Origin of the sequence: Lysinibacillus sp. IITD104 (genome assembly GCF_036698265.2) — a bacterium.
GTDB classification, from domain to species: Bacteria; Bacillota; Bacilli; order Bacillales_A; family Planococcaceae; genus Lysinibacillus; species Lysinibacillus boronitolerans.
In genome coordinates this window covers 1,561,130-1,586,447 of the sequence record NZ_JBAHYH020000001.1, presented here as the reverse complement: position 1 = coordinate 1,586,447, position 25,318 = coordinate 1,561,130, and the positions used below count along the sequence as shown (strand labels likewise).

General features: G+C 37.6%; 25 protein-coding genes. 6 read left to right on the top strand and 19 right to left on the bottom strand.

The genetic code is table 11. The features are described 5' to 3' along the window. Positions 1-193: 193 nt before the first annotated feature. The 11 genes from V1L66_RS07990 to V1L66_RS07940 all read right to left on the bottom strand — a co-directional run bounded on the left by V1L66_RS07990 (position 194) and on the right by V1L66_RS07940 (position 12,758). Positions 194-961, bottom strand: a complete 768-nt coding sequence (locus V1L66_RS07990; protein WP_333006730.1) for a CsxC family protein — start codon at positions 959-961, stop codon at positions 194-196. Between the two features lie 316 nt (positions 962-1,277). Beyond that, positions 1,278-2,015, bottom strand: coding sequence for a 16S rRNA (uracil(1498)-N(3))-methyltransferase (locus V1L66_RS07985; RefSeq protein ID WP_016995414.1), 738 nt, complete (start codon positions 2,013-2,015; stop codon positions 1,278-1,280). 81 nt (positions 2,016-2,096) lie between these two features. Beyond that, positions 2,097-3,038 carry a 50S ribosomal protein L11 methyltransferase gene (gene prmA / locus V1L66_RS07980; RefSeq protein WP_333006731.1) on the bottom strand — a complete coding sequence of 314 codons (942 nt, stop codon included), beginning with the start codon at positions 3,036-3,038 and terminating at the stop codon, positions 2,097-2,099. 21 nt (positions 3,039-3,059) lie between these two features. Next, positions 3,060-4,178: a molecular chaperone DnaJ gene (gene dnaJ / locus V1L66_RS07975; protein ID WP_016995416.1), complete on the bottom strand. Its 1,119-nt coding sequence runs from the start codon at positions 4,176-4,178 to the stop codon at positions 3,060-3,062. Positions 4,179-4,414: 236 nt separating this feature from the next. After that, positions 4,415-6,256 carry a molecular chaperone DnaK gene (gene dnaK / locus V1L66_RS07970; protein ID WP_036076287.1) on the bottom strand — a complete coding sequence of 614 codons (1,842 nt, stop codon included), beginning with the start codon at positions 6,254-6,256 and terminating at the stop codon, positions 4,415-4,417. 75 nt (positions 6,257-6,331) lie between these two features. Continuing rightward, positions 6,332-6,904, bottom strand: a complete 573-nt coding sequence (gene grpE / locus V1L66_RS07965; RefSeq protein WP_016992465.1) for a nucleotide exchange factor GrpE — start codon at positions 6,902-6,904, stop codon at positions 6,332-6,334. A gap of 17 nt (positions 6,905-6,921) precedes the next feature. Further along, positions 6,922-7,950, bottom strand: coding sequence for a heat-inducible transcriptional repressor HrcA (gene hrcA, locus V1L66_RS07960; RefSeq protein WP_016992466.1), 1,029 nt, complete (start codon positions 7,948-7,950; stop codon positions 6,922-6,924). 89 nt (positions 7,951-8,039) lie between these two features. After that, entirely contained in the window at positions 8,040-9,185 is a 1,146-nt protein-coding gene (gene hemW, locus V1L66_RS07955) for a radical SAM family heme chaperone HemW (protein WP_016992467.1), read from the bottom strand. Positions 9,186-9,358: 173 nt separating this feature from the next. Continuing rightward, positions 9,359-10,522 carry a chromate efflux transporter gene (gene chrA, locus V1L66_RS07950; RefSeq protein WP_333006735.1) on the bottom strand — a complete coding sequence of 388 codons (1,164 nt, stop codon included), beginning with the start codon at positions 10,520-10,522 and terminating at the stop codon, positions 9,359-9,361. Between the two features lie 88 nt (positions 10,523-10,610). After that, on the bottom strand, positions 10,611-11,456 hold the full coding sequence (locus V1L66_RS07945; protein WP_036076286.1) for a DUF4179 domain-containing protein: 846 nt from the start codon (positions 11,454-11,456) through the stop codon (positions 10,611-10,613). A gap of 102 nt (positions 11,457-11,558) precedes the next feature. Then, positions 11,559-12,758 carry an oligoribonuclease gene (locus V1L66_RS07940; protein ID WP_333006738.1) on the bottom strand — a complete coding sequence of 400 codons (1,200 nt, stop codon included), beginning with the start codon at positions 12,756-12,758 and terminating at the stop codon, positions 11,559-11,561. Between the two features lie 146 nt (positions 12,759-12,904). Here V1L66_RS07940 and V1L66_RS07935 point away from each other — a divergent pair, with 146 nt between their 5' ends. The 3 genes from V1L66_RS07935 (at position 12,905) to V1L66_RS07925 (ending at position 17,286) form a co-directional block, all read left to right on the top strand. Beyond that, positions 12,905-13,609, top strand: a complete 705-nt coding sequence (locus tag V1L66_RS07935; RefSeq protein WP_333006739.1) for a polysaccharide deacetylase family protein — start codon at positions 12,905-12,907, stop codon at positions 13,607-13,609. A gap of 352 nt (positions 13,610-13,961) precedes the next feature. After that, positions 13,962-15,605, top strand: a complete 1,644-nt coding sequence (locus V1L66_RS07930) for a pyridoxal-dependent decarboxylase (protein ID WP_333006740.1) — start codon at positions 13,962-13,964, stop codon at positions 15,603-15,605. Next, the gene (locus V1L66_RS07925; protein WP_054550088.1) at positions 15,589-17,286 is read left to right on the top strand and encodes a HAMP domain-containing methyl-accepting chemotaxis protein; all 1,698 of its coding nucleotides are present in this window, start codon (positions 15,589-15,591) and stop codon (positions 17,284-17,286) included. The genes V1L66_RS07930 and V1L66_RS07925 overlap by 17 nt, the downstream gene beginning before the upstream one ends. 81 nt (positions 17,287-17,367) lie before the next feature. Here V1L66_RS07925 and V1L66_RS07920 read toward each other — a convergent pair whose 3' ends face one another. The 7 genes from V1L66_RS07920 to V1L66_RS07890 form a co-directional block, all read right to left on the bottom strand. After that, positions 17,368-17,796 (bottom strand): GatB/YqeY domain-containing protein, encoded by a 429-nt coding sequence (locus V1L66_RS07920; RefSeq protein WP_048392170.1) that lies wholly within the window; start codon positions 17,794-17,796, stop codon positions 17,368-17,370. A 50-nt stretch (positions 17,797-17,846) separates the two neighbouring features. Continuing rightward, the gene (locus V1L66_RS07915; RefSeq protein WP_333006742.1) at positions 17,847-18,869 is read right to left on the bottom strand and encodes a DUF1835 domain-containing protein; all 1,023 of its coding nucleotides are present in this window, start codon (positions 18,867-18,869) and stop codon (positions 17,847-17,849) included. A gap of 266 nt (positions 18,870-19,135) precedes the next feature. After that, entirely contained in the window at positions 19,136-20,125 is a 990-nt protein-coding gene (locus tag V1L66_RS07910; protein ID WP_333006743.1) for a zinc-dependent alcohol dehydrogenase family protein, read from the bottom strand. Between the two features lie 21 nt (positions 20,126-20,146). Then, entirely contained in the window at positions 20,147-20,554 is a 408-nt protein-coding gene (locus tag V1L66_RS07905; RefSeq protein ID WP_333006745.1) for a GNAT family N-acetyltransferase, read from the bottom strand. A gap of 51 nt (positions 20,555-20,605) precedes the next feature. After that, positions 20,606-21,289: a VOC family protein gene (locus V1L66_RS07900; RefSeq protein WP_333006747.1), complete on the bottom strand. Its 684-nt coding sequence runs from the start codon at positions 21,287-21,289 to the stop codon at positions 20,606-20,608. 86 nt (positions 21,290-21,375) lie between these two features. Beyond that, on the bottom strand, positions 21,376-21,714 hold the full coding sequence (locus tag V1L66_RS07895) for a cupin domain-containing protein (protein ID WP_016992478.1): 339 nt from the start codon (positions 21,712-21,714) through the stop codon (positions 21,376-21,378). A gap of 67 nt (positions 21,715-21,781) precedes the next feature. Further along, positions 21,782-22,534: an SMI1/KNR4 family protein gene (locus V1L66_RS07890; RefSeq protein ID WP_333006748.1), complete on the bottom strand. Its 753-nt coding sequence runs from the start codon at positions 22,532-22,534 to the stop codon at positions 21,782-21,784. A gap of 149 nt (positions 22,535-22,683) precedes the next feature. Between V1L66_RS07890 and V1L66_RS07885 the strand changes: the two genes are divergently transcribed. The 3 genes from V1L66_RS07885 to V1L66_RS07875 all read left to right on the top strand — a co-directional run bounded on the left by V1L66_RS07885 (position 22,684) and on the right by V1L66_RS07875 (position 24,071). After that, entirely contained in the window at positions 22,684-23,022 is a 339-nt protein-coding gene (locus V1L66_RS07885) for a hypothetical protein (RefSeq protein WP_258859825.1), read from the top strand. 13 nt (positions 23,023-23,035) lie between these two features. After that, a complete protein-coding gene (locus V1L66_RS07880) occupies positions 23,036-23,581 on the top strand; it encodes a GNAT family N-acetyltransferase (RefSeq protein ID WP_374116317.1) in 546 nt (181 codons plus the stop codon). A 355-nt stretch (positions 23,582-23,936) separates the two neighbouring features. Further along, complete coding sequence (locus V1L66_RS07875) at positions 23,937-24,071, top strand: hypothetical protein (RefSeq protein WP_016992482.1); 135 nt, start codon at positions 23,937-23,939, stop codon at positions 24,069-24,071. Between the two features lie 482 nt (positions 24,072-24,553). On the opposite strand, the gene V1L66_RS07870 is transcribed toward V1L66_RS07875, so the two are convergent. Beyond that, a complete protein-coding gene (locus V1L66_RS07870) occupies positions 24,554-24,793 on the bottom strand; it encodes a hypothetical protein (RefSeq protein WP_016992483.1) in 240 nt (79 codons plus the stop codon). Positions 24,794-25,318: the final 525 nt, after the last annotated feature.

Here is a 25,318-nt window from a genome sequence, read left to right as displayed (position 1 = left end):
TTTATATAGGCAACCCTTTTTCCTTGTATGAAGCTAATCATTCACTTGTATTTGATTTTTCATAATATTGAAAGATGCTTTTAAAGATTTACAGCTCCTATAAGAAAATTAGTAGTACAAACAAAATATCCTTCTGTACTACTAGCTTTGTTAGTATATTATAATATTCTCCTGTACTCTAAACTAGCACTTATCAAGGACTAGTAGGAGGTGTAAGTCCTAAAAGAACAGGCGTTATTACGCTACTGCCAGCACCAAGGCGGATTTGTTGAACTTGCAATACTTTTACAGTAAGTTCTAAGACAATTTTTTCACGTAATGTGCTGAATGTCCCTTCTGGAGCTGCCATAATCGGTGAAAAATCAAGTTCAAAGAAGTTGGCTGCTACTAATTCACCAAATGGTTGTTCATTGTATTTAACGAGATTTTGGAAGAAAGCCTTATCTAATCGAGCATCCATTTGTGTTCTTTCGTTAAGGAAGTTCGCTTCGGCAAACTCAGAAATGCCTAAGATTGGTGTAGCGCCTCCTGCTGTTTGTGGAAAAATAAGATCTGTAAAACCAGAAAACGGAACATCAGCAATTCTATCCTGAAGTGCCCCATTACATGCTGATGAAGCATATTCGATATTTTTCCGAATATGTCCTGCTACAAATAATTTAGCTCGTGTTACTCTAAAGAAATCAGTGCCAGCAATACGAGCAAAGCTAACCGGTACCAATTTCACTTGATTTAGGAAGACATTCTTTTTCACTCGTTTAATCTCTGTCGCTGCAGGACTAAGTGTAATATCAGACTCGACAACGATTTGCAGTGTTGGTTCTGCCAGTACAACTGGAATTTTAATAGTTGGCGTCGTAAGCGGTGTAGTAACTAGTGGTGTAATCTCATTCGTTAAGGGGATTTGTTCAGTTGATGTTACTGGACAAGGTTGAATCTGATTAATAAATTGTTCACTCAAAAAATTCCCTCATTTCAATTTATAGTATTAGTGAGCTCTCCTATCGCTAGAGTATGTCGCAATTAAATCTATGTATGGACATTGAACTTGTTCTTTTAATTATTTTATTTGGAATGTTTGAGGTTGTGATTTTCCCCGTTACCTTACACGACGGGGTAAAACTCCATTTAAGCAGGGATTTAACGCAGACCCCCTTCAAATATGATTTAAGTAAAAAAACCCCCGTAAAAGTTAGATTGATGTCTAGCTTTTACGGGGCAGTTCAAATATTAAGTGGTTTTTCTAGGTTATGTTGATAGTAAATTATACATAGCTGTTATTCAAATTCATACGATATGGCAGACAGTGCGTATAATGGCGCTGTTTCTGCTCGTAAAATTCTCGGTCCTAATGACATCGTTTGAGCGCCTGCTTGTAATAGCGCTTCTGACTCTTGACGAGAAATGCCCCCCTCAGGACCAAAGATAATTAGCATTGATTTCGACTTCTTATCATACACGTTTTTTAGCTTCTCCGCAAACCTTGTGCGCTTTTCAGCTTTTGCATCCTCTTCATCAGCAATAAAAACGGCATCGAAATGATCTATTTGTTGTACTAGCTGTTTAAATGAGATGGGTTCAAAAACTGTTGGAATATGTGTGCGGTGAGCTTGTTCCGCAGCTTCCTTAGCAATTTTCTGTAATCTTTCTTGCTTTTTTGCCCCTTTTTTCTTGTCCCATTTTACAATGGAGCGTTCAGCTTCAAAGGGTAATAAAGCAAACATCCCCAGCTCTGTGGCTTTTTGGGTAATAAGCTCCAGCTTATCACCCTTTGGTAAACCACAGGCTACTGTTACTTGAATGGGTAACTCTGGAGAGGGGATTGTTTGACCTGTCGCTTCAATGACGACCTCATCCCCTTCAAACCCTTCAATTGTACATATATGCGCAGTGTTTTGTGCAACAACTACAATTTTGTCGCCTTGCTTCATACGCATCACTCGTTCAATATGCCGTGCATCTTCTCCATTAATACGTGCATTTTCTATAGCTGTCTCAATAAAATAACGTTGCATGCCACACAGTCCTTTCTAGCAAGAAAGGAAAACGCCAAATCACAAGCACACGGCTCACGATTTGGCGCTTCCTCAGTCATGTTATAGTGGACGACGGGCAATAATGGCTACCCAATCTTCCATTAATAATACTTCTTCGATCACAAAACCTGAAGCTTCTAGTGCTACTTTAACATCATCACGTTTTGCACCGATGATGCCCGAAGTGACATATAATCCACCTGGTTTTACAATTGTATACGCGTCATCTGTGAAGGACATGATGATTTCAGCCAAAATATTAGCGACTACCACATCTGCTGGCTCTTTTACAGTATCCAATAAATTACCATGGAATACTGCCACCTTATCTTCCACTTTATTTAATGCTACATTTTCTCGCGCTGAACGTACAGCAACCTCATCTAAATCGAGCGCATGCACACTTTTGGCACCAAGTAATGCTGCACCAATAGACAATACACCTGATCCTGTACCAATATCAACAACTGTATCCCCTTCTTTAATGATCTTTTCAAGTCCTTGTAAACACATCACCGTCGTCGGGTGGGTACCTGTACCAAATGCCATACCAGGGTCTAATTCGATAATTAGTTCATCTGTTGAAACAGGTGTGTATTCCTCCCATGTCGGTACGATAGTAAAGCGTTCAGAAATCTTAACAGGATGGTAGTATTGCTTCCAGGCAGTTGCCCAATCTTCTTCATTGACTTCCACAATGGATACCACATTTTCGCCGATATCAATGTTAAAGTTCGTTAAATTTGTGATAGCTGCTTTAATTTCTTCGACTGTTTCATTTAAAAAACTAGACTCCGATAAATAAGCTTTAATAATCACGCCATCTTTCGGAAAATCATCTTCATTTAGCGCATAAATTTCACCATATTGATCTTCACGTGGCTTCGCAAACTCTGCAGAATCTTCGATGACAACACCACTTGCACCTGCTTCATGCAAAATATTCGAAATTGCTTCTACCGCATCATTTTTTGTATGAATGGATAATTCTGACCACTTCACGTAGCTCTTCAGCTCCTCTAATTATTCACCTTGGAATTTTTTCTTAATTTTATCGAATAGTGAACTACCTTGTTCTTCAGGGATATCGCCACTAATTTCGGCAAATTCTCGTAGTAATTGTTTTTGTCTTTCCGTTAATTTTTCTGGTGTCATAACTTTTACTGTCACATACTGATTACCCATACCATAACCATGAACATTTTTCACACCTTTATCTTTTAGACGGAATTGAGCACCTGACTGTGTTCCAGCTGGAATACGTAATTTTACTTTCCCATGAACTGTCGGTACTTCAATTTCATCCCCAAGTGCAGCTTGAGGGAATGTTAATTTCAACTCGAAGTAAATATCGTCTCCATCTCGTTCGAAATCCTTGTGACCTTGAACGCGGAACATAATATATAAATCCCCTGCAGGCCCACCGTTTATACCTGGCTCACCTTGACCAGATACACGAATTTGTTGTCCATCATCCACACCTGCTGGAATCGTCACTTTAATTTTCTTACGTTTTTGGACTTTTCCTTCTCCACGACAAGTCGTACATTTTTCTTTAATGATTTTACCTGTTCCATGACATGTTGAACATGTACGACGATTCATCATACGACCAAATGGTGTATCCACTGCTTGATTGATTTGTCCAGCACCTTTACATGTTGAACATGTTTCAGGTTGCGTGCCTGGCTTTGCTCCTGAACCGTGACATGTTTCACACGTTTCATCTTTTGGGATTTCTATTTCTGTTTCTTTCCCAAAAATAGCTTCCTCAAATTGGATGTTCATACGATATTGCAGATCATCCCCTTTACGTGGAGCATTTGGGTCTTGACGGCGACCACCACCGCCAAAGAATGAACTGAAAATATCCTCGAAGCCGCCAAAGCCGCCTCCTCCAAAGCCACCACCAAAACCAGCATTCGGATCCTCATGACCAAATTGGTCGTAGCGTGCTTTTTTCTGGTCGTCACTTAATACTTCATATGCTTCAGCGATTTCTTTGAATTTTTCATCTGCACCCGGCTCTTTATTAAGATCAGGGTGATATTGTTTTGATAATTTACGGTATGCTTTTTTAATCTCGTCTTTTGTAGCCGATTTTGTTAAACCAAGCACCTCGTAATAATCGCGTTTCTCCATGATTCACACTCCGCTCTGTTTGCATAAAATCTATTGTAACATGCAGTTGAAAAAACTGCCTCTTTTTTTAGATTAAAGGTTCTATAAGTTCCATAAGATTGAAGATACTCACTTCCTAGCAGCTAACGTATGCAACTAACACATAAATGGTGCCATTTACGTGAAGTGACCTCACATCATGACAAAAGCCAAAGCCGCAAGCGGTCTTTGGCTTTATCACTTAACTGTGCTACTTCTTATTTATCGTCTTTTACTTCTTCGAATTCAGCGTCTACAACACCGTCATCTTTTTTACCAGCGCCAGTGTCTGCACCTGCATCGCCACCTTGAGCTGCTTGAGCAGCTGCTGCCGCTTGTTCATAAACTTTCATCACTAGTGGCTGTAATACGCCTTCTAATTTTTCTTTAGCTGCTTTAATACCTTCTAATTCACCAGCTTCAAGCGCTTTTTTCAATTCATCACGAGCATCTTCAACTGACTTTTTCTCATCTTCTGTAATTTGCTCACCTAGGTCAGCAATTGTTTTATCCACTTGGAATACTAATTGGTCTGCTTCGTTACGAAGATCTGCTTCTTCTTTACGTTTAGCATCTGCTTCAGCATTAGCTTCAGCGTCTTTTACCATGCGTTCAATTTCTTCCTCTGATAAACCAGAATCAGATTGAATTACAATTGTTTGCTCTTTGTTCGTACCAAGATCTTTTGCTTTTACAGATACGATACCGTTTTTATCAATATCGAATGTTACTTCGATTTGAGGTACACCACGTGGTGCTGGTGGAATATCCGCTAATTGGAAGCGACCTAATGTTTTATTGTCAGCTGCCATTGAACGCTCACCTTGTAGAACATGAATATCTACTGCTGGTTGGTTATCAGCTGCTGTAGAGAAAACTTGAGATTTTGAAGTAGGAATAGTCGTGTTACGGTCGATTAATTTTGTGAACACGCCACCCATTGTTTCAATACCAAGTGAAAGAGGTGTTACGTCAAGTAATACAACATCTTTCACATCACCTGTTAATACGCCACCTTGTACTGCTGCACCCATTGCAACAACTTCGTCAGGGTTTACACCACGGTGAGGCTCTTTCCCCGTTTCTTTACGTACCGCTTCTTGTACCGCTGGAATACGTGTTGAACCACCAACTAAAATAACTTGGTCAATTTCAGAAGTAGAAAGACCTGCATCAGATAATGCTTGACGTACTGGACCTACTGTACGATTTACTAATGGTAAAGTAATTTCGTCAAATTTCGCACGAGTTAAAGAAATTTCTAAGTGCAATGGTCCTGCTTCGCCAGCTGTAATAAATGGTAAAGAGATTTGAGTTGATGTTACACCAGATAAATCTTTTTTCGCTTTTTCAGCTGCATCTTTTAAACGTTGCATTGCCATTTTATCTTTTGATAAGTCAATGCCATTTTCTTTTTTGAATTCAGCTACAAGATATTCGATAACTGCGTCATCGAAATCATCTCCACCTAGTTTGTTATCACCAGCTGTAGCTAGTACTTCAAAGACACCGTCACCTAACTCAAGGATCGACACGTCAAACGTACCGCCTCCAAGGTCAAATACTAATACTTTTTGATCTTGATCTTGTTTATCTAATCCATAAGCAAGAGCTGCAGCAGTTGGTTCGTTGATGATACGCTCTACTTCTAGACCTGCGATTTTACCAGCATCTTTTGTTGCTTGACGCTGTGCATCGTTAAAGTAAGCAGGAACTGTAATAACTGCTTTTGTCACTTTTTCTCCTAGGTAGTCTTCAGCATAGCCTTTTAAGTATTGAAGAATCATCGCAGATACTTCTTGTGGTGTGTAGTCTTTATCTTCTATTGTTACTTTTTCAGCCGTACCCATTTTTGATTTAATAGAAATGATTGTGTTAGGATTTGTTACTGATTGACGTTTCGCCACTTCACCAACTTGACGTTCACCATTTTTAAAGGCAACAACAGATGGTGTTGTACGGTTTCCTTCTGGGTTTGGAATTACTTTTGGTTCTCCACCTTCAAGTACAGAAACGCAAGAGTTTGTTGTTCCTAAGTCAATACCAATAATTTTGCTCATTAAAATTTCCTCCTATTATGTCAACGCAAGGGATGCGTTTTCTAACTAATTTTAATTGACTAAATAGCGCAAAGACTATTCGTTCACAGATACCATTGTTGGGCGTAATACACGATCCTTTAAGATATACCCTTTTTGTAGCTCGCGTAAGACAATACCCGTTTCTTTTTCACTATCTTGTTCTTGCATAACAGCTTGGTGAATCGTTGGATCAAATTGCTCACCTTCAGCTTTAATCACTTGCAGACCTTCTTTTTCTGTTGCTTCAATTAAAGAGCGATACACCATTTCAATTCCTTTAATAATCGATGCAGTCTCTTCAGAAGTTGTCTCTACTTGTAAAGCACGCTCAAAATTATCAAGGACTGGTAATAAATCAGATAGTAAGCTTTGTGCGCGGTACTTTTCAGCTGCCTCACGGTCTAACTGATTACGACGGCGCATATTATCGAAGTCGGCACGTAAACGTAGGTGACGATTTTCTTCGTCAGCTAGCTTTGCCTGTAGTTCAGCCAGCTTAGCCTCATACTGTTCTTCAATTGTTAACTCTACTTCTTCCTGAACCTCTGTTTGCTCTACTTCCTCAGTTGCCGTTTCAGCTTGTACATCTTCTTGAACTAAATCTTTGTTTTCCGTTGTTTCCGTCACTTGAATCCTCCTCATTATCATTCACTACGATTCTTCATAAAGGCTTGTGTTAAATCCAAGCGCATTATGTCTAATAAAGCCACAACACGTTTATAATCCATGCGTGTAGGACCAATAATAGCAATGGCTCCCTGTTGATCATCACCAATGGAATAGGTAGTGGTAATGACACTGCAATTTTCCATTTCTAGTTGTTTATTTTCTGAGCCTATCCGAATATGAATACCTGATTCGTTTGGATGGAAAAGTGACTGCACTTGGCTAGTCGTCTCCATTAAGTCCAAAATCATCCTGACTTTATTTAAGTCATGGAATTCTGGTTGGTTGAACATATTCGTTTTCCCACCATAGAATATTTTACTTTCTGAATTATGCATTGTTGCTGTGACAAGTGCATGAATAAAATCATCCGCTGATCGAACATGTTGCTGTAACACGGCTAGCACTTCAGCTTCAAGGCTTTTATGGAGATCTTCTAATGAAACACCAATAAGACGCTCATTTAAGATATTCACCATTTTCTCTAAATCAGAAGCGGTAAAGTCAGGTGGTAGATTGAACATGCGATTTTCTACATGCCCATTATTCGTCACGATAATCGCTACTGCTGTGTCGCTAGAAAGGGGGACAATTGAAAATCGTTTAACACGATGCCTTTGGACATCAGGTCCTAAAAGTATGGAAGTATACGATGTCAGCTCTGATAAAATGTTGGCTGACTTTCGGATAATATGCTCTACTTCTACTAGTCGATCATTAAAAATTGATTGAATTTGTTGAATGTCCTTGGAATTAATACCCTGAGGACTCAACAAATGATCTACATAAAATCTGTAACCCTTTTCCGAAGGCACTCGACCAGAGGAGGTATGCGTTTTTTCTAAAAAGCCTAATTCCTCTAAATCCGCCATTTCGTTTCGAATAGTGGCTGGACTAAATGTAATCCCTTGTTTTTTGGAGATTTGGCGAGAACCTACCGGCTGAGCAGACACAATAAAGTCGTCTACAATGACTTGCAATATCTGTAACTGCCGATTTGTTAGCATGATTATCACCTCTGTTAGCACTCAACTAAGAGGAGTGCTAATACTATTATTAAGTTATCAAATCCCACATTTTATGTCAACGATATCGCTCAATCTTCTAGCAAAAATTGTTGAAATACTTCATTGCCCACAAAACGTCCTTTTCTTGTCAGGCGTACACCAAGCTCATCCAGTTCTAAAAGCCCCTTTGACACAAGATCTTTTATTACCACATCATAATGGGCAGACATAGATGTTTTAAATTTCTCTTCATATATAGAGTGCATAACGCCCTCTGTTTTTCTTAACCCTAAAAACATTTGTTCTTCTCTTTTTTCCACCTGGGTTACTTCATGTGCGTGGACAATTGGTAGCTCATTTGCCTCAACAGCTTCCATATACTTTTTTAATGGACCATGATTGGAATAGCGTATACCTGCTAAATACCCATGAGCCCCTGCGCCAAACCCCGCATACTCATCATTATCCCAATAAATCTTATTATGCTCTGAATGATACCCAGGCTTTGCAAAATTACTAATTTCGTATTGTTGAAGCCCCTGTAAAGCCATTTGTTGCATCAGCACATCATACATATCCGCTTCTAGATCTTCTGTCGGTAAATACAGTTTCCCTTTTGCGTACTGATTATAAAAAATCGTTTTCGGTTCCACAATAAGAGAATAAGCAGAGAAATGTGGCAAATCAAGAGTAAAAGCTTTGGCTAATGAATCCTTCCATTGAGCCATCGTTTGCCCAGGCAAACCATACATTAAATCAATGCTGATATTATAGAAGCCAATTTTTCTAGCCAAGGCGATTGTTTCATAGACATGATCATTGCTATGCGTGCGCCCAATCTTCTGTAGCAATCCTTGGTCAAAAGATTGAACCCCCATGCTTAAACGATTAACACCACCGTCAAACAATACCTGCAATTTCGCAGCAGACAATTCATCAGGATTTGCCTCTGATGTAAATTCTGTCACACTCTTCATTGGAATATACGTATGAATATACGTTAGTAGTTTGTCCAATTGCTCAGGTGATAAAGCTGTCGGTGTTCCGCCACCAAGAAAAATCGTCTCGATGTTACGGAATTTTTCAGGATGTTTTTCTGTTGTCAGGGCCATTTCTTTTCCAAGCGCTTCTATATATTCATCCACTGGTTGATTTTTAAAATAAAATTTATTGAAATCACAGTAATTACAGATTTGATGACAGAAAGGAATATGAATGTAAACACCTCGTGCCATAGCAATCCCTTCTTTCGCGTTAAGTCTTTTCCATTTCTACATTATAACGAATCCTTAGAAGGAACGCTATGAAACCCATTGGTGCTTTTCATTAATATTGATTCTGTCATTACAAAACAAACTGCACCTCCGATTATTAGTAAGCATCTAACAATCGAAAGTGCAGATTTTTTTCATGTATAAAAAATGACGCCCACAGCAATTCCTAACAGCACCAATAAATAAGGCTGTATTTTCCATCGAATTAAACACCATAAAAAGATAGCCACTATGAAAATATCTAACGCGCTGAGGATGGTTTGTGTCACAATTGGATGAATAAAAGCAGCGGCTAGAATACCAATGACCGCCGCATTTGCGCCTGCCATCGCACCTCTCAGACGGGCAATACGACTTAGGCTAATCCAAAATGGTAGCGCCCCAACTACTAGCAAAAATGCTGGTAGAAAGATTGCGAAAGTAGCAATAATAGCCCCTGGAACGCCAGCAATGACCATACCGATATATGCAGCAAATGTAAATAAAGGACCCGGAACTGCCTGTGTCATACCATAGCCAGCTAGAAAATCTGAGGTACTTATTTGACCACTTTGAACAAATTGTGTTTCCAGTAAAGGTAAGACAACGTGACCACCACCGAATACTAAGGCACCTGCAAGATAAAACTTCTCCATCAATGAAAACCACTCATGATGCCATAAAGCGCTTAATATAGGTAAACCTAGGAGTAGCATGAAAAAGAGCGCTAGTAAAACAATGCCAGTAGTTTTTGAAATCGGTATATATACTAATTTTGAGGTATTGCCCTCGTCGGTTTTTTTTAGTAGTTGAAAGCCTAAGCAAGCAGCTATTATTATTGCTGCGATTTGTGCAAGTGGATGTATCCACATCAATACTGTTATCAATGCCAAGAAAGCAATCAACCAATGCCATTTTGTTGACAGTATTTTTTTGCTCATGTCCAAAATAGCATGGGCGATAATCGCTACTGCTACTAACTTCAAACCATGAATCCAATCCATCTTCAGCTCTGTAAACATGGAGAAATAGGCAAAAAGAATAAGTATCAGCACAGATGGTAACGTAAAACCAAGAAATGATAGAAAGCTTCCTAAAACTCCACCTCTTAGTAAACCAATCCCCATCCCTACCTGACTGGATGCAGGTCCAGGCAAAAACTGACTTAACATAACAAGTTGACCATAATCATGTACAGAAAGCCATTTACGCTTCTGTACATATTCCTGTTGAAAATAACCTAGATGAGCTGTTGGGCCTCCGAACGAGGTACAGCCCAATTTTAAAGCAACAAAAAAAATCTCCCAAAGCCTTTTCAAACTCTCAACTACTTTCCATATCTTTTATTTCATCTTACACGGAAAGCTATTTTTTTTAGATTAAGAGTTTGTAAAATTTCCTTCACTATTAATCTTTCTTTATTTTAATTGCAGAATCTACTTTACTGCCCTCACTATTGATTGGAATTAATGTATAATTTCTTTCTGTTAGGTATAGTGCATCTACACGGCTCCCCCACCTTGTACCCTCTTTATTTAATGGATAGGGTGTTGCAAAGCTCCATGATTGTCCTGATTTTGATTGGATTTTGAAGTGCAACGCATCATTGACCACACTTTGTTCAGCATGAAAATAAATCGTTGTCGAAATAGGGGTGGAGACAATTTTGTCAATGGTTATTTCTTGCTGATCAACATGCTTCACTTTTTTATTAACGGAAAAGGTTTCACGGTCTTGTTGTAATTGCTCTTGTGAAGCATCTACCTGAAATTCCCATGGCTTATCAATTGGTGTTTCCACATTCCAATCTTTATAACGAATATCTAATTCTAATTGTTCATCTGACGGAAAATCATCCATTTTAATGCTATTGTATATCGTATAAACGTTGGCAGACTTCGCTATGGACTGTCCTCCATTACGAACCATATAATCTTGACCATTAACGAGAATTTGCGGAAAGAAAAATACTTGATGGCCTGGCTTAAACTCTTTTCCAGGCTCGAAAGTTGCATTCAATAAAATTTGATTGTCATCTATAATCACTTCATTTAATGTTAACCGCCCTAAGCTATTGCTAGCTGTTTTTCCTACATCCGTTTTATAGGCTTCAAAATTCACATCCTGATCCCACCACAAATACAGCATCGATCCACTAGCAATCATTAATAAAAGGATTACAACAATAAACCATTTCTTACTTTTCCGATTTTCCTTATCCAAATCCACAACTCGAATCATATCATTGGACAACCGTACACCTCATTTTTATAAAAATCATTATGATTTATTGTAGTGCTCAATCATGCATTATATAACCTTCTATGTTGAAGATTCATTATGTATAAAAGGATATTACATCCCTTTATGTAGATGACGAACTTTATTGACTTCACGCATTAAATAGTCCACAAAGAGATCATCTCTGACTAGCCACACTTGATTGTTTCGCTTTAAAAACCATTCCGCTTCATTAAAGCTTGCAAAAATTTGTGTTAGTGGCGTGTTATTTTTTTCAATTATCCAGTCAACTTTATCGTTTGAATAGAGCATAAACATTTCATCTTGCTGGTTTTTATAGAAAGTCCCAAACGTAGACCCCTTTACGTTATAACGATTTCTTTTTGCATCTTCTGGAATAGGCTCTATATGGAAGGTGTCCACTACAAACTGCTTGTATGCATCCAGCGTTAATGAGCAGCCAGCAGCCTTTTGATGACCACCTCCACCATATTTGGCGGCAATAGCTGACACATCAATATGATCATGGATTGTTCGAAAGGATATTTTTTTACTGCCCATATTGATCATCGCAATATAATCAAGATGCGTATTTTCCTTTCCCAATTCATTGCCAAGCTCAGAAAGATAGGATTCTGCATAGACAACCCCAGCATAGAAATCGCCCAAATTTGTTTGAATAAGCTCACGTTTCTTACGCCGAATGTAACGCTCTGTTTTTTCTTCTTCCATGCTTAAAATTTTCTTTTCGAATTCATCGAAGTCAAAATGATCGCTTGTTTTTAAACGCTCAAGCATTTTCTCTTCAAACTCTTCAATTGACACTAGAAAAAACAGTGCATTTAATCTTTGCGCTTGGAAATTCCCATTCTTTTCCCATTCCCATGTATCGTATTGTCTTACTAACTCTACAAATTCTGAAATGGCGGCTGTTTTTTCTAATAGTCCATGGGTCATTAGGTATTGAAAGAACAGAGATGTAGCTGACGTTAAAGAGCCTTGCTCATCCTCAATTAACACCTTTCCCCATTCATATTGATTGAAATGGAGTGCTGTCTTATGATGATCTAGCAATTGCACATTACCCGTCGCCAGATAATAATCATGAAGCTTTTCTTCATTCTCTTTATTCGGAGAAAGGTCCGTAATAAACAAAAATGTTTTCTGTTGGTCGTTTTCCAAAAAGAATTCGATTTCACGATCAAGTGCCGTAATGGAGTTGTAGCGTACCTTCACTTTATCGTTAAAAGCAAGCTTGGCTAATATCCCACACCCAACTCCGTCTAAATCGTTATGTGATAATAATTTATACATATTCTCACCTCCACTGTAGTATGGTTATTTTTTTGGTATTCAAACAGATAATTGACGTTCAAAACGTAACACCATTGATATTGTATTCGAGATAACATACATTAACACCATACATCTTTTATGGTGAAAAAGAGAGGAGACAGTGAATGAAAAGGAAACTATCTTATATCGGCATCGGACTTTTCTTTATTCTTGCATTCGCATTTTCAGCCTATAAATTAATGAATGCACGTGACTATCAATTGTTTGGTTCTATTACCTCTCGGGTTGAAACGCAGGAAAAGGTCGTGGCATTGACATTTGATGACGGACCAACTGATAATACTGGCGCTATCCTATCGTTACTGGATGACTACCAAGTAAAAGCCACATTTTTTCTCATTGGTCAGGACATCGAACAACATCCTGAAGAGGCTAAAAAAATAGTGGTAGCCGGACATCAAATTGGTAATCATACGTATTCTCACCAACGTATGGTATTAAAAAGCCCTTCCTTTATTAAAAATGAAATAGAAAAAACCGATGCCCTTATTGCCGATATGGGGGATCAAGAAATACCTGTTGTAAGACCACCATATGGTAAAAAGCTAATCGGCTTTCCCTATTACTTAAATAAACATCAACGTAAGACCATCACATGGAATTTAGAGCCTGATACGTTCTTTACAAAGGCAGCGGATAAAATCAATTATGTAAAAGAAAATATTCAACCAGGCTCCATCATTTTAATGCATCCTATGTATGATCAAACTGACAATGAACTACAGGCAATCGAAGGAATTCTTCAGTCCCTTACGGATGAGGGCTATACCTTTGTCACGGTAGATGAACTGCTCAAATATTCCGAATAATACATGTCGCCGCTAAGAATCTGCACTCCCTTTTGTGCAGATTCCTACAATAGGATAAGGATAGTTAAAAAGCATCAGTTCATTAATAGTATCATCATTATAATTTATATAATTCCCCACACTCTTCTAATTATTGCTTCCTACATCGCATAAACCCCTGTACTCCTTAATTAAAACATCACAGTTATATAATGCCATTAGATGTTTAATTTTTCAGAAATGTCTATAAATATTTTTTCAGTAAAATATAATCACCATCTCTGCTAAAATATGCTATTATACCTTTAGTATAATGTCCTATTTTTATCAAAGTAAAAATAGAGGAAATATGAACTATAAAAGGATGATGAATATGCAAAATATCCAACAATTATTCCAAAGCGAAGATGGAAATATCCAACAAAGAGAGAATTTTTTGTCCCTATTAGAGAAAATTGTTTCCTCATTAGATGAATTAAAGAACCCAAATAAGACAACTCTTGGTCCAATGAAAGAGCGATCTGCTAATTTTTATCAAGAGCTTATGCAAGAGCATCAAGTGCCAACAACTGGGATCGGACTCGATCAAGTTGTAAAAGAATTGACACATTTAATGCAAGGACACCCTTATCATACACGTAACTTTGTAACAAATGTTTTACCGATGGCAAGTATTCCTGGAGTGTTAGGACAGTTTACAAATGCGCTATTGAATGGCAATAATTTATGGGATGTTTATGGTCCTGCTGCTGCTGAGTGTGAGGTTAAAGTAGTAGCAATGATGTCTAAATTAGTAGGCTATGATTATACGAAAAGTTTTGGCTATACTACATGGGGTGGACAAGGTGCTGTTTTTAGTGGACTTCGTCTTGCCATTGCAAAACAATTCCCTCAAGCAAAAGAAGATGGTGTTCCTACTAATTTATATTGCTTTGCTTCAGAGAATGCCCATTACAGTCTTTTAAAATCAGTAGAAGCCGTGGGTATCGGCAGTAAACATTTAGTGCGTGTAAAAGCAGGTAAAGATCATTCGATGGATGTAGAAGACTTACGTGCACGCATGACAGACGTCATCGAAAATGGCGGTATTCCTGTTTATGTAGTAGCGACAACAGGTGCTACTGATCAATTTGGTATTGATGATGTCCAAGCCATCAAAGAAGTCACAACAACGCTTGAGAAGAAATACAACTTACAACCAGTACATATTCATGCTGATTCGGCTTTAGGTGGTTTTTATGCCTTCTTTAATGATTATGATTTTAATAAAAACCCACTCCAATTCGAGTCAGAGGTTTTACAGGGATTAGCACAAATCCGTGAACGTATGCAACATCTAGCCATTGCGGATAGCCTATGCTTTGATTTCCAAAAGCTTGGCCAAACACCTTATTTAACTAGTCTATTTTTAATTAAGGAAGGTAAAAGTTTACAGCTACTAGATATTGAGAACTTTGATACGCCATATGTAGGCAATCGTGGTTATGGCTCTTATCATACTGGCTATACATTAGAATGCTCTCGTATGGGTAGCTCCATTGCAATTTTTGCTGCATTGCAGGCATTCGGTAAGGAAGGTTATCAACAATTATTAGCTAATTATGTACGTGTAAACTTAGCATTCCGTGCTCAATTAGCTGCGAAAACGCCAATGCTACAGGTGGTTAATGAATCCAATATTGGGCCAGTCACAGCGTTTCGTTTATATCCAGATGGCATGAATTGGCAAGCTGAACAAGCTGGTCACTATACACAAGACCAAATAGAACACATAAACGGTATCAATGCTTCATTCTTTGAAATTATTGGAGAAGGTCGAGACGAAGTATTCTTTGGTGACACAACGCGTGTTTGCACGGTTAGTACTAGTGATACAACACAACAAGTACCAGTTGCAGCGGCAAAATTTTTCTCTATCTCACCTTATACGGAGACAGAACACATCTCTAATATGATTCATTTCTTACAGCAAAAGCTTAAAGTACTGGAGGCGTCCCACATTGCGTATCGTCACTAAATTTAAGAGTTCTTTACTCTACAAATATATTGCCAGTTTCACCATTCCAATAGCGATTATTTCCTTGCTCTTTAGTATTGTGCTATTTGCCGTTTCTTACCGCATTATTGACAACTTTGTTATTAAACAATTTGAATCTACTTTAGAGATTACATCGACAACGATTTTTGAAGATATTGAGAAAAATGATGTAAAGGCAGCGGATAATGGTAGCCCTGACAAATACAAAAAGCTTTTAGATCAATTGAATGCAACGGTTAAAAAATATGATGTTGAAAACGCCTATATCCTTTCTAAAGCAAATGGTAAGGAACATATCGTCGCTCTAAGTAATACCGACAATCATCAGCAAGATTATGTATTTAGTGAAGAAATGCATGAAGCCGTAGCTAGTGGTAACACACAAACAAGTGATATTTATAAGGATGAATATGGTATCCATAAATCCATTTTTATCCCATTTAAAGATACAGATATTATTTTCGGTTTAGATATGGATGCTTCCTTCATCGCTGAACTACAAACGGAAACACTATGGATCTGTATTATTCTTACAGTTATATTTATTATTTTTGGCGTGATCGTTGCTTACTTTATTAGTGTGGGCATTACGAAGCCTATTAAAAAAATGACGCGTTATGTTGGTCAAGTTGCACGGGGAGATTTGGCTGTTGAACCTCTCCAAATAAAAGGTTCCAATGAAATTGCCCAGCTTTCATCAGGCATTGAAAACATGACGGAAGATTTGCGTTCGTTAATTAAACAAATCGCTCAAAATGCTGAACAAGTGGCCGCCATGTCGGAGGAATTAACAGCAAGCTCTGAACAGACAAGTGCATCCATTCAGCAAATAACCTCTTCTATGCAAGAGGTTGCAGCGGGTTCAGAAAAGCAAACTTCTTCGATTGAAGAAGTGGATAGTCATATTACAACCATCTCTAACAAAATGTCAGAGGTAGTGACAAGTGTAACCGATGTAACAGATAAGGCATTCCAAGCATCTGCTATATCAGAAAAAGGCAACACAACAATCCAAGATGCTACTGAAAAAATGGCCGTAACATCTCAGGCTATTCAAGAGTCAGCAGCTGTAGTAGAACGTTTAAGCACATACACAAATGAAATTGGGGATATTGTGACATTGATTACCCAAATTACAGATCAAACGAATTTACTTGCATTAAATGCTTCGATTGAGGCAGCGCGTGCAGGCGAACACGGTAAAGGCTTTGCAGTTGTAGCGGAGGAAGTCCGTAAATTAGCCGATCAATCTTTAGAGGCAACTAACAGTATTCGTACACGCATTGAAACGATTAAAGAAGAATCTGCACAAGCCGTCAAATCAATGGCTATCAGTAGCAGTAATCTTGCTGAAAGCTCAACAACATTCAATGCATCCGGAGAGGCATTTGCTGAAATTTATACCCAAGTCACTGCACTGACGAGAGAAATGGACCATGTCAATAACGTGATGTCCAATATCAATGAAGGTGTTAGCAGTATTGCTAGTTCTGTTGAACAAGTGGGGGTTGTAGCTGTACAAGCTTCAGGCAATATTCAAAACGTAGCAGCTGCCTCTGAGGAGCAATCCGCAAGTATCGAAGAAATAACAGCCTCTTCTAATAACTTAGCTGAAATGGCTCAACAGCTTCGCAATATCATTCAAAAATTCCAGTTATAAAAATAACAAATCCGCTATGCACATTTTCGGCATAGCGGATTCTTCTTTCCATAAAAACTCTCCTACCAAAATGGTAAAAGTTTAGGCAATAATATTTTTCACAACTTTTGAAATAACGGCACCTTCAGCCTGACCTGTCAGCAATGGTTTTGCAATTTTCATGGCTTCTCCCATGTTCATTCCTTTTCCAACACCCGCTGCCACTAATTTCTCTGCAATTTCTTCTTCTGATAATTGCTTTGGTAAAAAGGATCTCAAAAGTGTCAATTTGGCTTCCTCTTTTTCAATCAGGTCTGCTCGCCCAGCCGTTTGTGCACCTTCTAAAGCCTGATTTGTTTGTTTGACCTCTCGATTAATAATAGCTATTTCTTCGTCAGCTGTTAAAGCCTCTCCCTTTTCTTTTTCAGCTGAATCTAATGCTGACTTTAAAAGAGATAATACACCCTTCGCTAACGTATCTTTTTCTCTCATTGCCGTTTTTAATTGTTCAAATACTTCTGTTTTTAACAATGACCTCACTCCTTCTAACCGTCTATATCAAAAAAATTATATCATAAAAATCATGAAGGATTATAGTTCGTTGCATCTGCTAACTTTACTTTATAGTGTAATATTCCCTTTAACTCACCTTCATAAGAAAAAATGCCTTGCTGAATTAATTGACGCAGACGATAGTCAATCCATTCAACCTCTCTCAATTCTTCCATATGCCCCAGTACCTCTCCAATTAACCTAGCTGCAACTTGGTAATGAATTTCCTCTTGTTCTTCCTGTAAACGTTTAGCACAGGTAATGATCAAGTCATCCTCTCTATCCTCATTATTATTTCCCCAAAGTTCATAATATTTCCATGTATGTATGCAATCGTAATCATCCATTAACAGATTTAGCCCTTCTTTGCATAGGGAGTGCCTCAATGCTTCTTTTAATGGCCATCTTTGGAAATGTTCATAAAAGTAAAGTAAATCCTCTGTGTTGACCTCTCCAGTCGATCTTGGATAATGATCCTCTGCTAACTGTGGTAAAGTATATAACTCATGAAATAACTGAAAAGTGTCTAATACATAGATATCATTTGTTTTCTGTTTGAGCATCGCCAAAACGAGTCGAAGTCCTATTTGCTCATGAGCATTTTGACAAGTCCAAACGATTATATCCTGATGAGGGGGAATATTTTTAATTTTCTCTATTGCTTCCTTCATCTCCCGCTCACATATCATCAATCCATCGTCTTCTATTAAATAGCGCTGTTCCAACCATTGAAAACGAGCTTCAATTCCGTCCCGTGTATGTACATCTTTCAAAGGACCAACAGAAAAATTACCTGGCACAACAATAATCTCCTCGGACTTAGCATAGTCAGGATTACGAAAGGCTGCTTTCAAGCTCCCCCCAGGTGAATGACCGAATACAATATGCACCGTTTGTACCTTTGAAGGATCCCGCTCCTCAGCTTGTTGTAATAAAAACTGTAACATGCTGTCTCTTGACTGTTCATTTATTAAAGTTAAAAGCAGCATCTTCTTTGCATCAGCTTCACTCAGTCGTTGTATTGACTTTTTTAGTTGATTGATCTTCTTCATCATCTGTACTCCTTTATTTAAAAACACCTAGCCTAATCATACCTCTTTATTACCTCAAATTACTAATTTAGTTAGTTTTAATGATATGTTACTACTATTGCTAGTGAATTCTTTAATCTGGGCGGAGGCTCACTTCTTTTGAGCGACTTGCTCACTTTTTGGAGCAGGACAATGTATGAACTATTTTCTCCAGAGCTAAAAACACTCATGTCCCTATAAAAAAACATACTACCCGTAGTAGCTCAACTACGATGGTAGTATGTTCCTTAATCAACATTCGTTAAAAATATTTTTCCTTTTTTCGTTCCCTCAACAGCATCGATTGCCTTATGGATAGCCAATAATGGAAAATGAGCATGTACATTCATCATTTTTAAGGAACCATCCTGTACAAGGTATATAAGTTGTTGCATCGTTTGTTGCCATTTTTCAATTGACGTCTGACGTTGCCAATGACGTAAATGAAAGATCCTCGCTTGCACCTTTGCTTCCTTCACAATGTTTGTCCAATTTACCTGAATACCCGATAAAAGACCAATAGCTAAAAAAATACCCTCGGGCTTTACGCAGAAGGCAAGCTGATTGCCGGCCTCTCCGCCAATCGAATCAATTGCTGCATCTGCTCCCTTACCATTTGTTAATGCCATAACGGTTTCGTAAAGTGGCATTTGAGAGGTATCAATGACAAAAGCTGCCCCAAGTTGCAGTAATTCTTCAGTATGCTGATTACTTCGTGTCACTGCAATAAGCTGATAGCCTAGCAATTTCGCAAGTTGAGCATAGAGATGTCCAATGGCAGAACCACAGGCATTTACTAATAAGACATCGTTTGATTGTAAATTAAGTACCTCTGAGCATGTTACGAAAGCTGTGATTGGATTAATATACATTTGTGCGGCTGTAAAATCATCCATTGTGTCAGGAATAGTCACTGCAAAATCTGCTTGCGTTTTCACTATTTCCTGCCAAGTTCCCTCTCCCCGTAAAGGTAATACGCGCTGGCCAATAAGCCTTGGTGAAACAAGCGGTCCAACCTCTTCAATAATTCCTACACCCTCATAGCCAGGTATAGTTGGTAAAGTGATTCTATGAGCATATTTCCCCCATATTGGTATTAAATCTGAAGGATTGATCGGTCTGGCTAGCATGCGAACAAGAATTTCTTGACCTTGAGGAGGCGCGATGGTTTTATTCTCTAGCCTTACAACCTCTTGCGGATTTCCAAATTCATAAATTTTCAGGCATTTTGCTTTCAACGATTCTAGCTCCTTTATTCATTACGTATAAAACAACATCATACCAGGAGCATCTATTTCACGTTCCTTAAATCCAAGCTTCTGATAGAAAGTTTGTTTACCTTTAGCACAAAATAATTGAACCCATTTTATATTTTCCTTCTGACATTGCTCTAAAAGAGCATCCATCACCATTGTGCCAACCCCTTTTCGCTGATAATCCGGGTGCACCATCACATCACAGATAAATGTTTGATAGATCCCATCAGAAATAATACGTCCATAACCAATTAGATTGTCGTCTTCATAAATAGACGTACTGAACCAGCTATTACAAATAGCCTTGTATAATTGTTCATACGTATACAGTCCTTTTGCATTCCATCCTGTTGTTTGATGCAATGCTTTATACGACTCTATCGTCGGATTTGTTTCTTTGATTATATACATCTAACACACTCCTTATATTGAATAAATATACAAAATAATAAGTTTATGATGCTAGAGTTGGATAAGGGTTAGTTGACCTTTTTCATCCATATTTAATTGTAACGCTTCGTCTATTTCAATACAAATCGGGCTGATTACCGCTTTTTTATCAGAAAAATACCAAAGACGTTCACTAGGCCCTAATAGTATATTGGCTCCGTCTTCATAGTTTCCTAGAAAATTAAGACCATCTAGTTGGATTTCCTTGTTTGCCATAGGTTTTATAGTAAATTTCGTTAACTTTTCAGCAATTGTTGGAATGTCATCTGACGTTAAATTGATTTCCCCAATATGTAACACTTGCTCTACAGAAAAATTAACGTCAGCATGTTTTGGATTTATTTCCTGTCTGGCAATAAACTCCACTATATTGCCTTCAGGATCGTAGAAATAACATGAGTAAGCTTTTAAAAATTCAAAATAGACGTCATCCTGCCCCTCTGAATCCACCAAGCCTACATGCTCCTTTGCCCAAATCTTTGCCTGTTGAAATAGGTTACTAGGAATATTTAATGCAAAATGATATTGCTTTGGGATTTTAGAAGAAAGCTTCTCAAATGTCATCCTGCTTTCCCCCATGGCTATTGTAAAATGGTCAGCAGTTCTTTCTAACAAAGCAAAGCCTAACAGATCAACATAAAATTGCTGCATTTTTTGCACATCGTGAACATATAATTTGACCTTCGTAATCTTCATCTTTAAGCACCCCTTTACACTCCCTACTATACAAGTAGCTGATAAGAATGGCTTCATGCGAAAGAATGAAGTTTACTTTAGTGCAGTTAAAGTAGCTCTCGGTCTCCCTTGCTATTTGGCTGTGATATCACGAGGAATTCTACATCTTCTTGTGAATCGTTTCGCATTTGATGTGGTAAATTTGGAGGAATTTCTATTCCCTCATGTTGCTTTAACTCAATTCTTTGATCATTCAGTTCTATTGTAGCTGTGCCTGAAAGAATAAAGAAAAACTGCTGTGCATGATGGTGGTAATGATTTACCTCAGCTGTTTGAGCAGGCATACGTTCATGTATAACACTAAGGTCCGTATTTTGTACAAGATGCCAGCCATCACACTGTGCTCCCCATTGATAGTGTGGTGCTAATGCTTTGTTAATTTTCATCCATACTCTTCCTTTCTTGTGAAATATATTTGAGAGGAGGAATGTCCATGATTCTTGTTAATTTCCCTCATCCAATAAATTCAGCTAAGCTAATTTTCCTTTTTTGGTAATCTGCACGGATATGCTGTAACTCGGCCTCTAACTTTAAGGCACCAGCTTCAACTCCCCTATAAATCACTAGTGGGGGTTGCTCTAAAGCCTCTCTTGCTTGCGAATAATCATAAGATAGAATTTTTTTTAGCAACAATAATGTCTTTAGTTTCTCTTTTCCTTCCCCAGTAATCGTTAGTTCATAGTACGCTACAGGAATGTCTACAGGCAACATATCCTCACAACTAGATGGAATTAGTACACTTTCCAGGAACATAATTAGATTGTCGTAAGCCATTGTAAAATGCCAACTGCCTGTCCCATGAGGAGCAGTAAAAATAGCTGTATCTCCTCTTGATAGATCCAGACAATAGGGATCGCCTTCATCTGTGGCAATGACTAAATAATCATGTGGCCAATCCTCAATCATCTCATCTGTCACTGGATTATAATTATAGCCCTCCTGCCCACGTATTAAATCTCTTGCGCCATAGATATTTAGATTAATATAATCACCTGTAGCCCATGTAACCCTTTCAACGACATAATGTCTCAAAAAATAGACATACTCCGCTGGCAATAACCACCCACTATCCACAAAATGACTAATATCCTCTTCAGGTTGATGATAAAAAAACATTGGATAGGCTGACCCCCGCTCCTGAAGCTCATCAATAAAATCACGCATTTGCTGTAATATTGCATCGAGTTTCTCTTCTAAATCTTTCAATGGAATTCTCTCCTTTTCGTTATCAAGTGTTTTTCTTCGTATTTTATCATATCCCATCATTAACCAATTTAGGGGAACATGATATAATCATTAAAATAGACCAGTAGTAGGCATAATTGAACAAAAATAACGGATGGGAGCGATTTGTCATGTCACAACATATGAATGAACAGACAATACAGCAAGCCAACACGGAATTTTTGAAAGCACTTCGGTATTTAGATTATGGCAAGGTATCACAGGCGGAAGAATGTCTCAAACAAGCCATCCATTTAGCAGATCTGGTGAATGATCATATCACATTTATTCGTGCTGCAATTTGTTATGGAGAGATGCTATGGCATGCTGAAAAATATGATGCCTCCGATCATTGGTTACAGCTGGCACTTGATCGATTGTCCGCACTTCAGCTAGATATGGGTGATTTACTAAATGTTGAAGTGGAACGAGCTCAATCTTTATTAAAAAATAGAAGACGTTCACCATAAGGAGCAAGCAATCATGAAATTACTTATTAGACGTCCAGAACAATCGGACATCCAGGCGTTACACCAATTCTTTTATCTTGTCATTCAGGATACTTATGCAAAGGAAGGGATTGCCGAGCTAGTGGACGATCAACAGCATGAATGGGAAACGAAAAAACAGTACGTAGCAATGGACTTAGAGAGCCAGGGCGAAAAAAGATTTTTCTGGTTAGCTTTGAACGAAGAAACAAATGAAATAATAGGCACTATCGAATATGGTGAAGCCAACGAAATCATTCAACAGACGATTAAAGAAAATCTTTTCGATTGTCCAGAAATCGGTACCGTATTTGTTCATCCAGATTACCAAAATCGCGGTATTGGCACCATGCTACTACAGAAAATGCTAATGACGTTAGAAAATCGAAGGGTTCCTGCTTTTTGTTTAGATAGTGGGTATAAACAAGCACAAGTCATCTGGCAGAAAAAATTTGGCCAGCCAGATTTTGTACTTGAAAACTATTGGGGAGCAAATAATCATCATATGATATGGAAACGCGCATTACCCTTTCGATTTTAGAAGTAAATGCTCTATCAGAATACACATGTAAAAACAAATCTTTAGACAATAACATGCTTTTTGCATACAATATAAAACACTTTCGCAAAAGATTTACAGGGTCGTTATTAGGAATTACACACAAGCTTCGTGGTTAGGGTATGACAAATTACAATGAATACTCAGTGTGACTTCATTAAAGTTGACACACTTAGCTTTCAAGCGTTACCATCTGATGAAAATCATTCTAATAAAAATTTACGTGACTCTCGATTAAGTGGAATAAGACTCTAAAAAAGACGTTAAATCAATGATGATTGATAAGCAATAAAGAGATTAAAAATGCTAATACTTATTATGTTTGGAGGGAAATGAAATGTTAAAATTCATTGATGATTTAGCCGGTGCGGTTTTCGATGTTTTTATGTTGTTTTGTTATTTCTTTGCAGGCGTAATAATTGTAGGAGTCCCCATTTTTTTATTAGCAAAGTTTTTCCTATTGTTTCAATAAGGTTCAAACAAATTGGTCAACTATAAAAGGAATTAGTATAAACAGTGATTCCTTTTATAGTTGACGGCTATACTCAATAATAATCTAAATATTTTAATCCTCAGGTACTCATGCTTACAGTTCTATTATTTAATAAATTTATCATAGAAACGTTTAAGCATTGATAACTCTACTTAACTGTGACCATACCTAATTGCGATACGCTGCGGTAGAAACAGTTATCCAAATAGTACACATCCCGTCGTTCCAGCCTAATAAAGAAATAGATATAAAATATATTATAGTTGATGACAAACTAACGTTTGAAGTAGTGGGTGCCTATATACCATAAAGCTCCATGTAATGTAAGAGAGAGTGAGAGAAACTCAGGACATACTGTTGCTTCGTTAGTTTCTACACCATTACTTTTATATAATTGAAAATGAAGAACCTCGAATTACCAAAAACCAGCTACTCAGTTTTAAATGAGCACTTGGTCTTTACTATTCAATTTCAAAAATGACCCAAACTTTATATCTACCTTCAATACTACTTTCTGTATAAATCCTACACTCTTTCATAGAAGCTAATCTAAAAGCAAGCGAATATGCTATTTTGTAATCTGGAGTATCATATCCGTTATAAATTCTTCCGTATATTTCATTTGCTATTGAATCTGCCCAAGTATCGGCTTCATATAGAGTATCGAAAAGTATTTCTTCTCTGTGCCATTTAATAGTCATGTCATAAACTCCTACATAGTAATAGAAATAATCTGGATGAATAATTGCATTTGCAAATAATTCATTTTTTTAAAATTAGGGAGATTGTAATTAAAAAGGGATATTAATATAAAATTATATGAAAGTATTATAAAATTATTTCTAGTATTAAGAAAAGGTGGAAGTAATATGAATTCAATATACAAATCATTAATTTTAGCAGTGGTAGTAGGGTTATACGTATACATAGCCAGTAAAAATGAAAATAGTGTGCTTCTAAATTTTGTTATACTTTATATTATAATTTCAACAGTTTATTTATTATTCAGAAAAATAGAAAAAGAAAAAGAGTAAGGAAAGATAACTTAATTAAAAGCAGGCGATTCGAGACCTTTGAAAAGATTCACTGTAAATTATCTGAAAAGAAAGCAGTTGGTTGATAGTAGCCAAACTCAATAAAAACGAGTAACTGGGCATTATTATTACTAATTACTACGTTGTGTACCATTCTTTACGACATACATGATAATGGAAACAATAAAAACT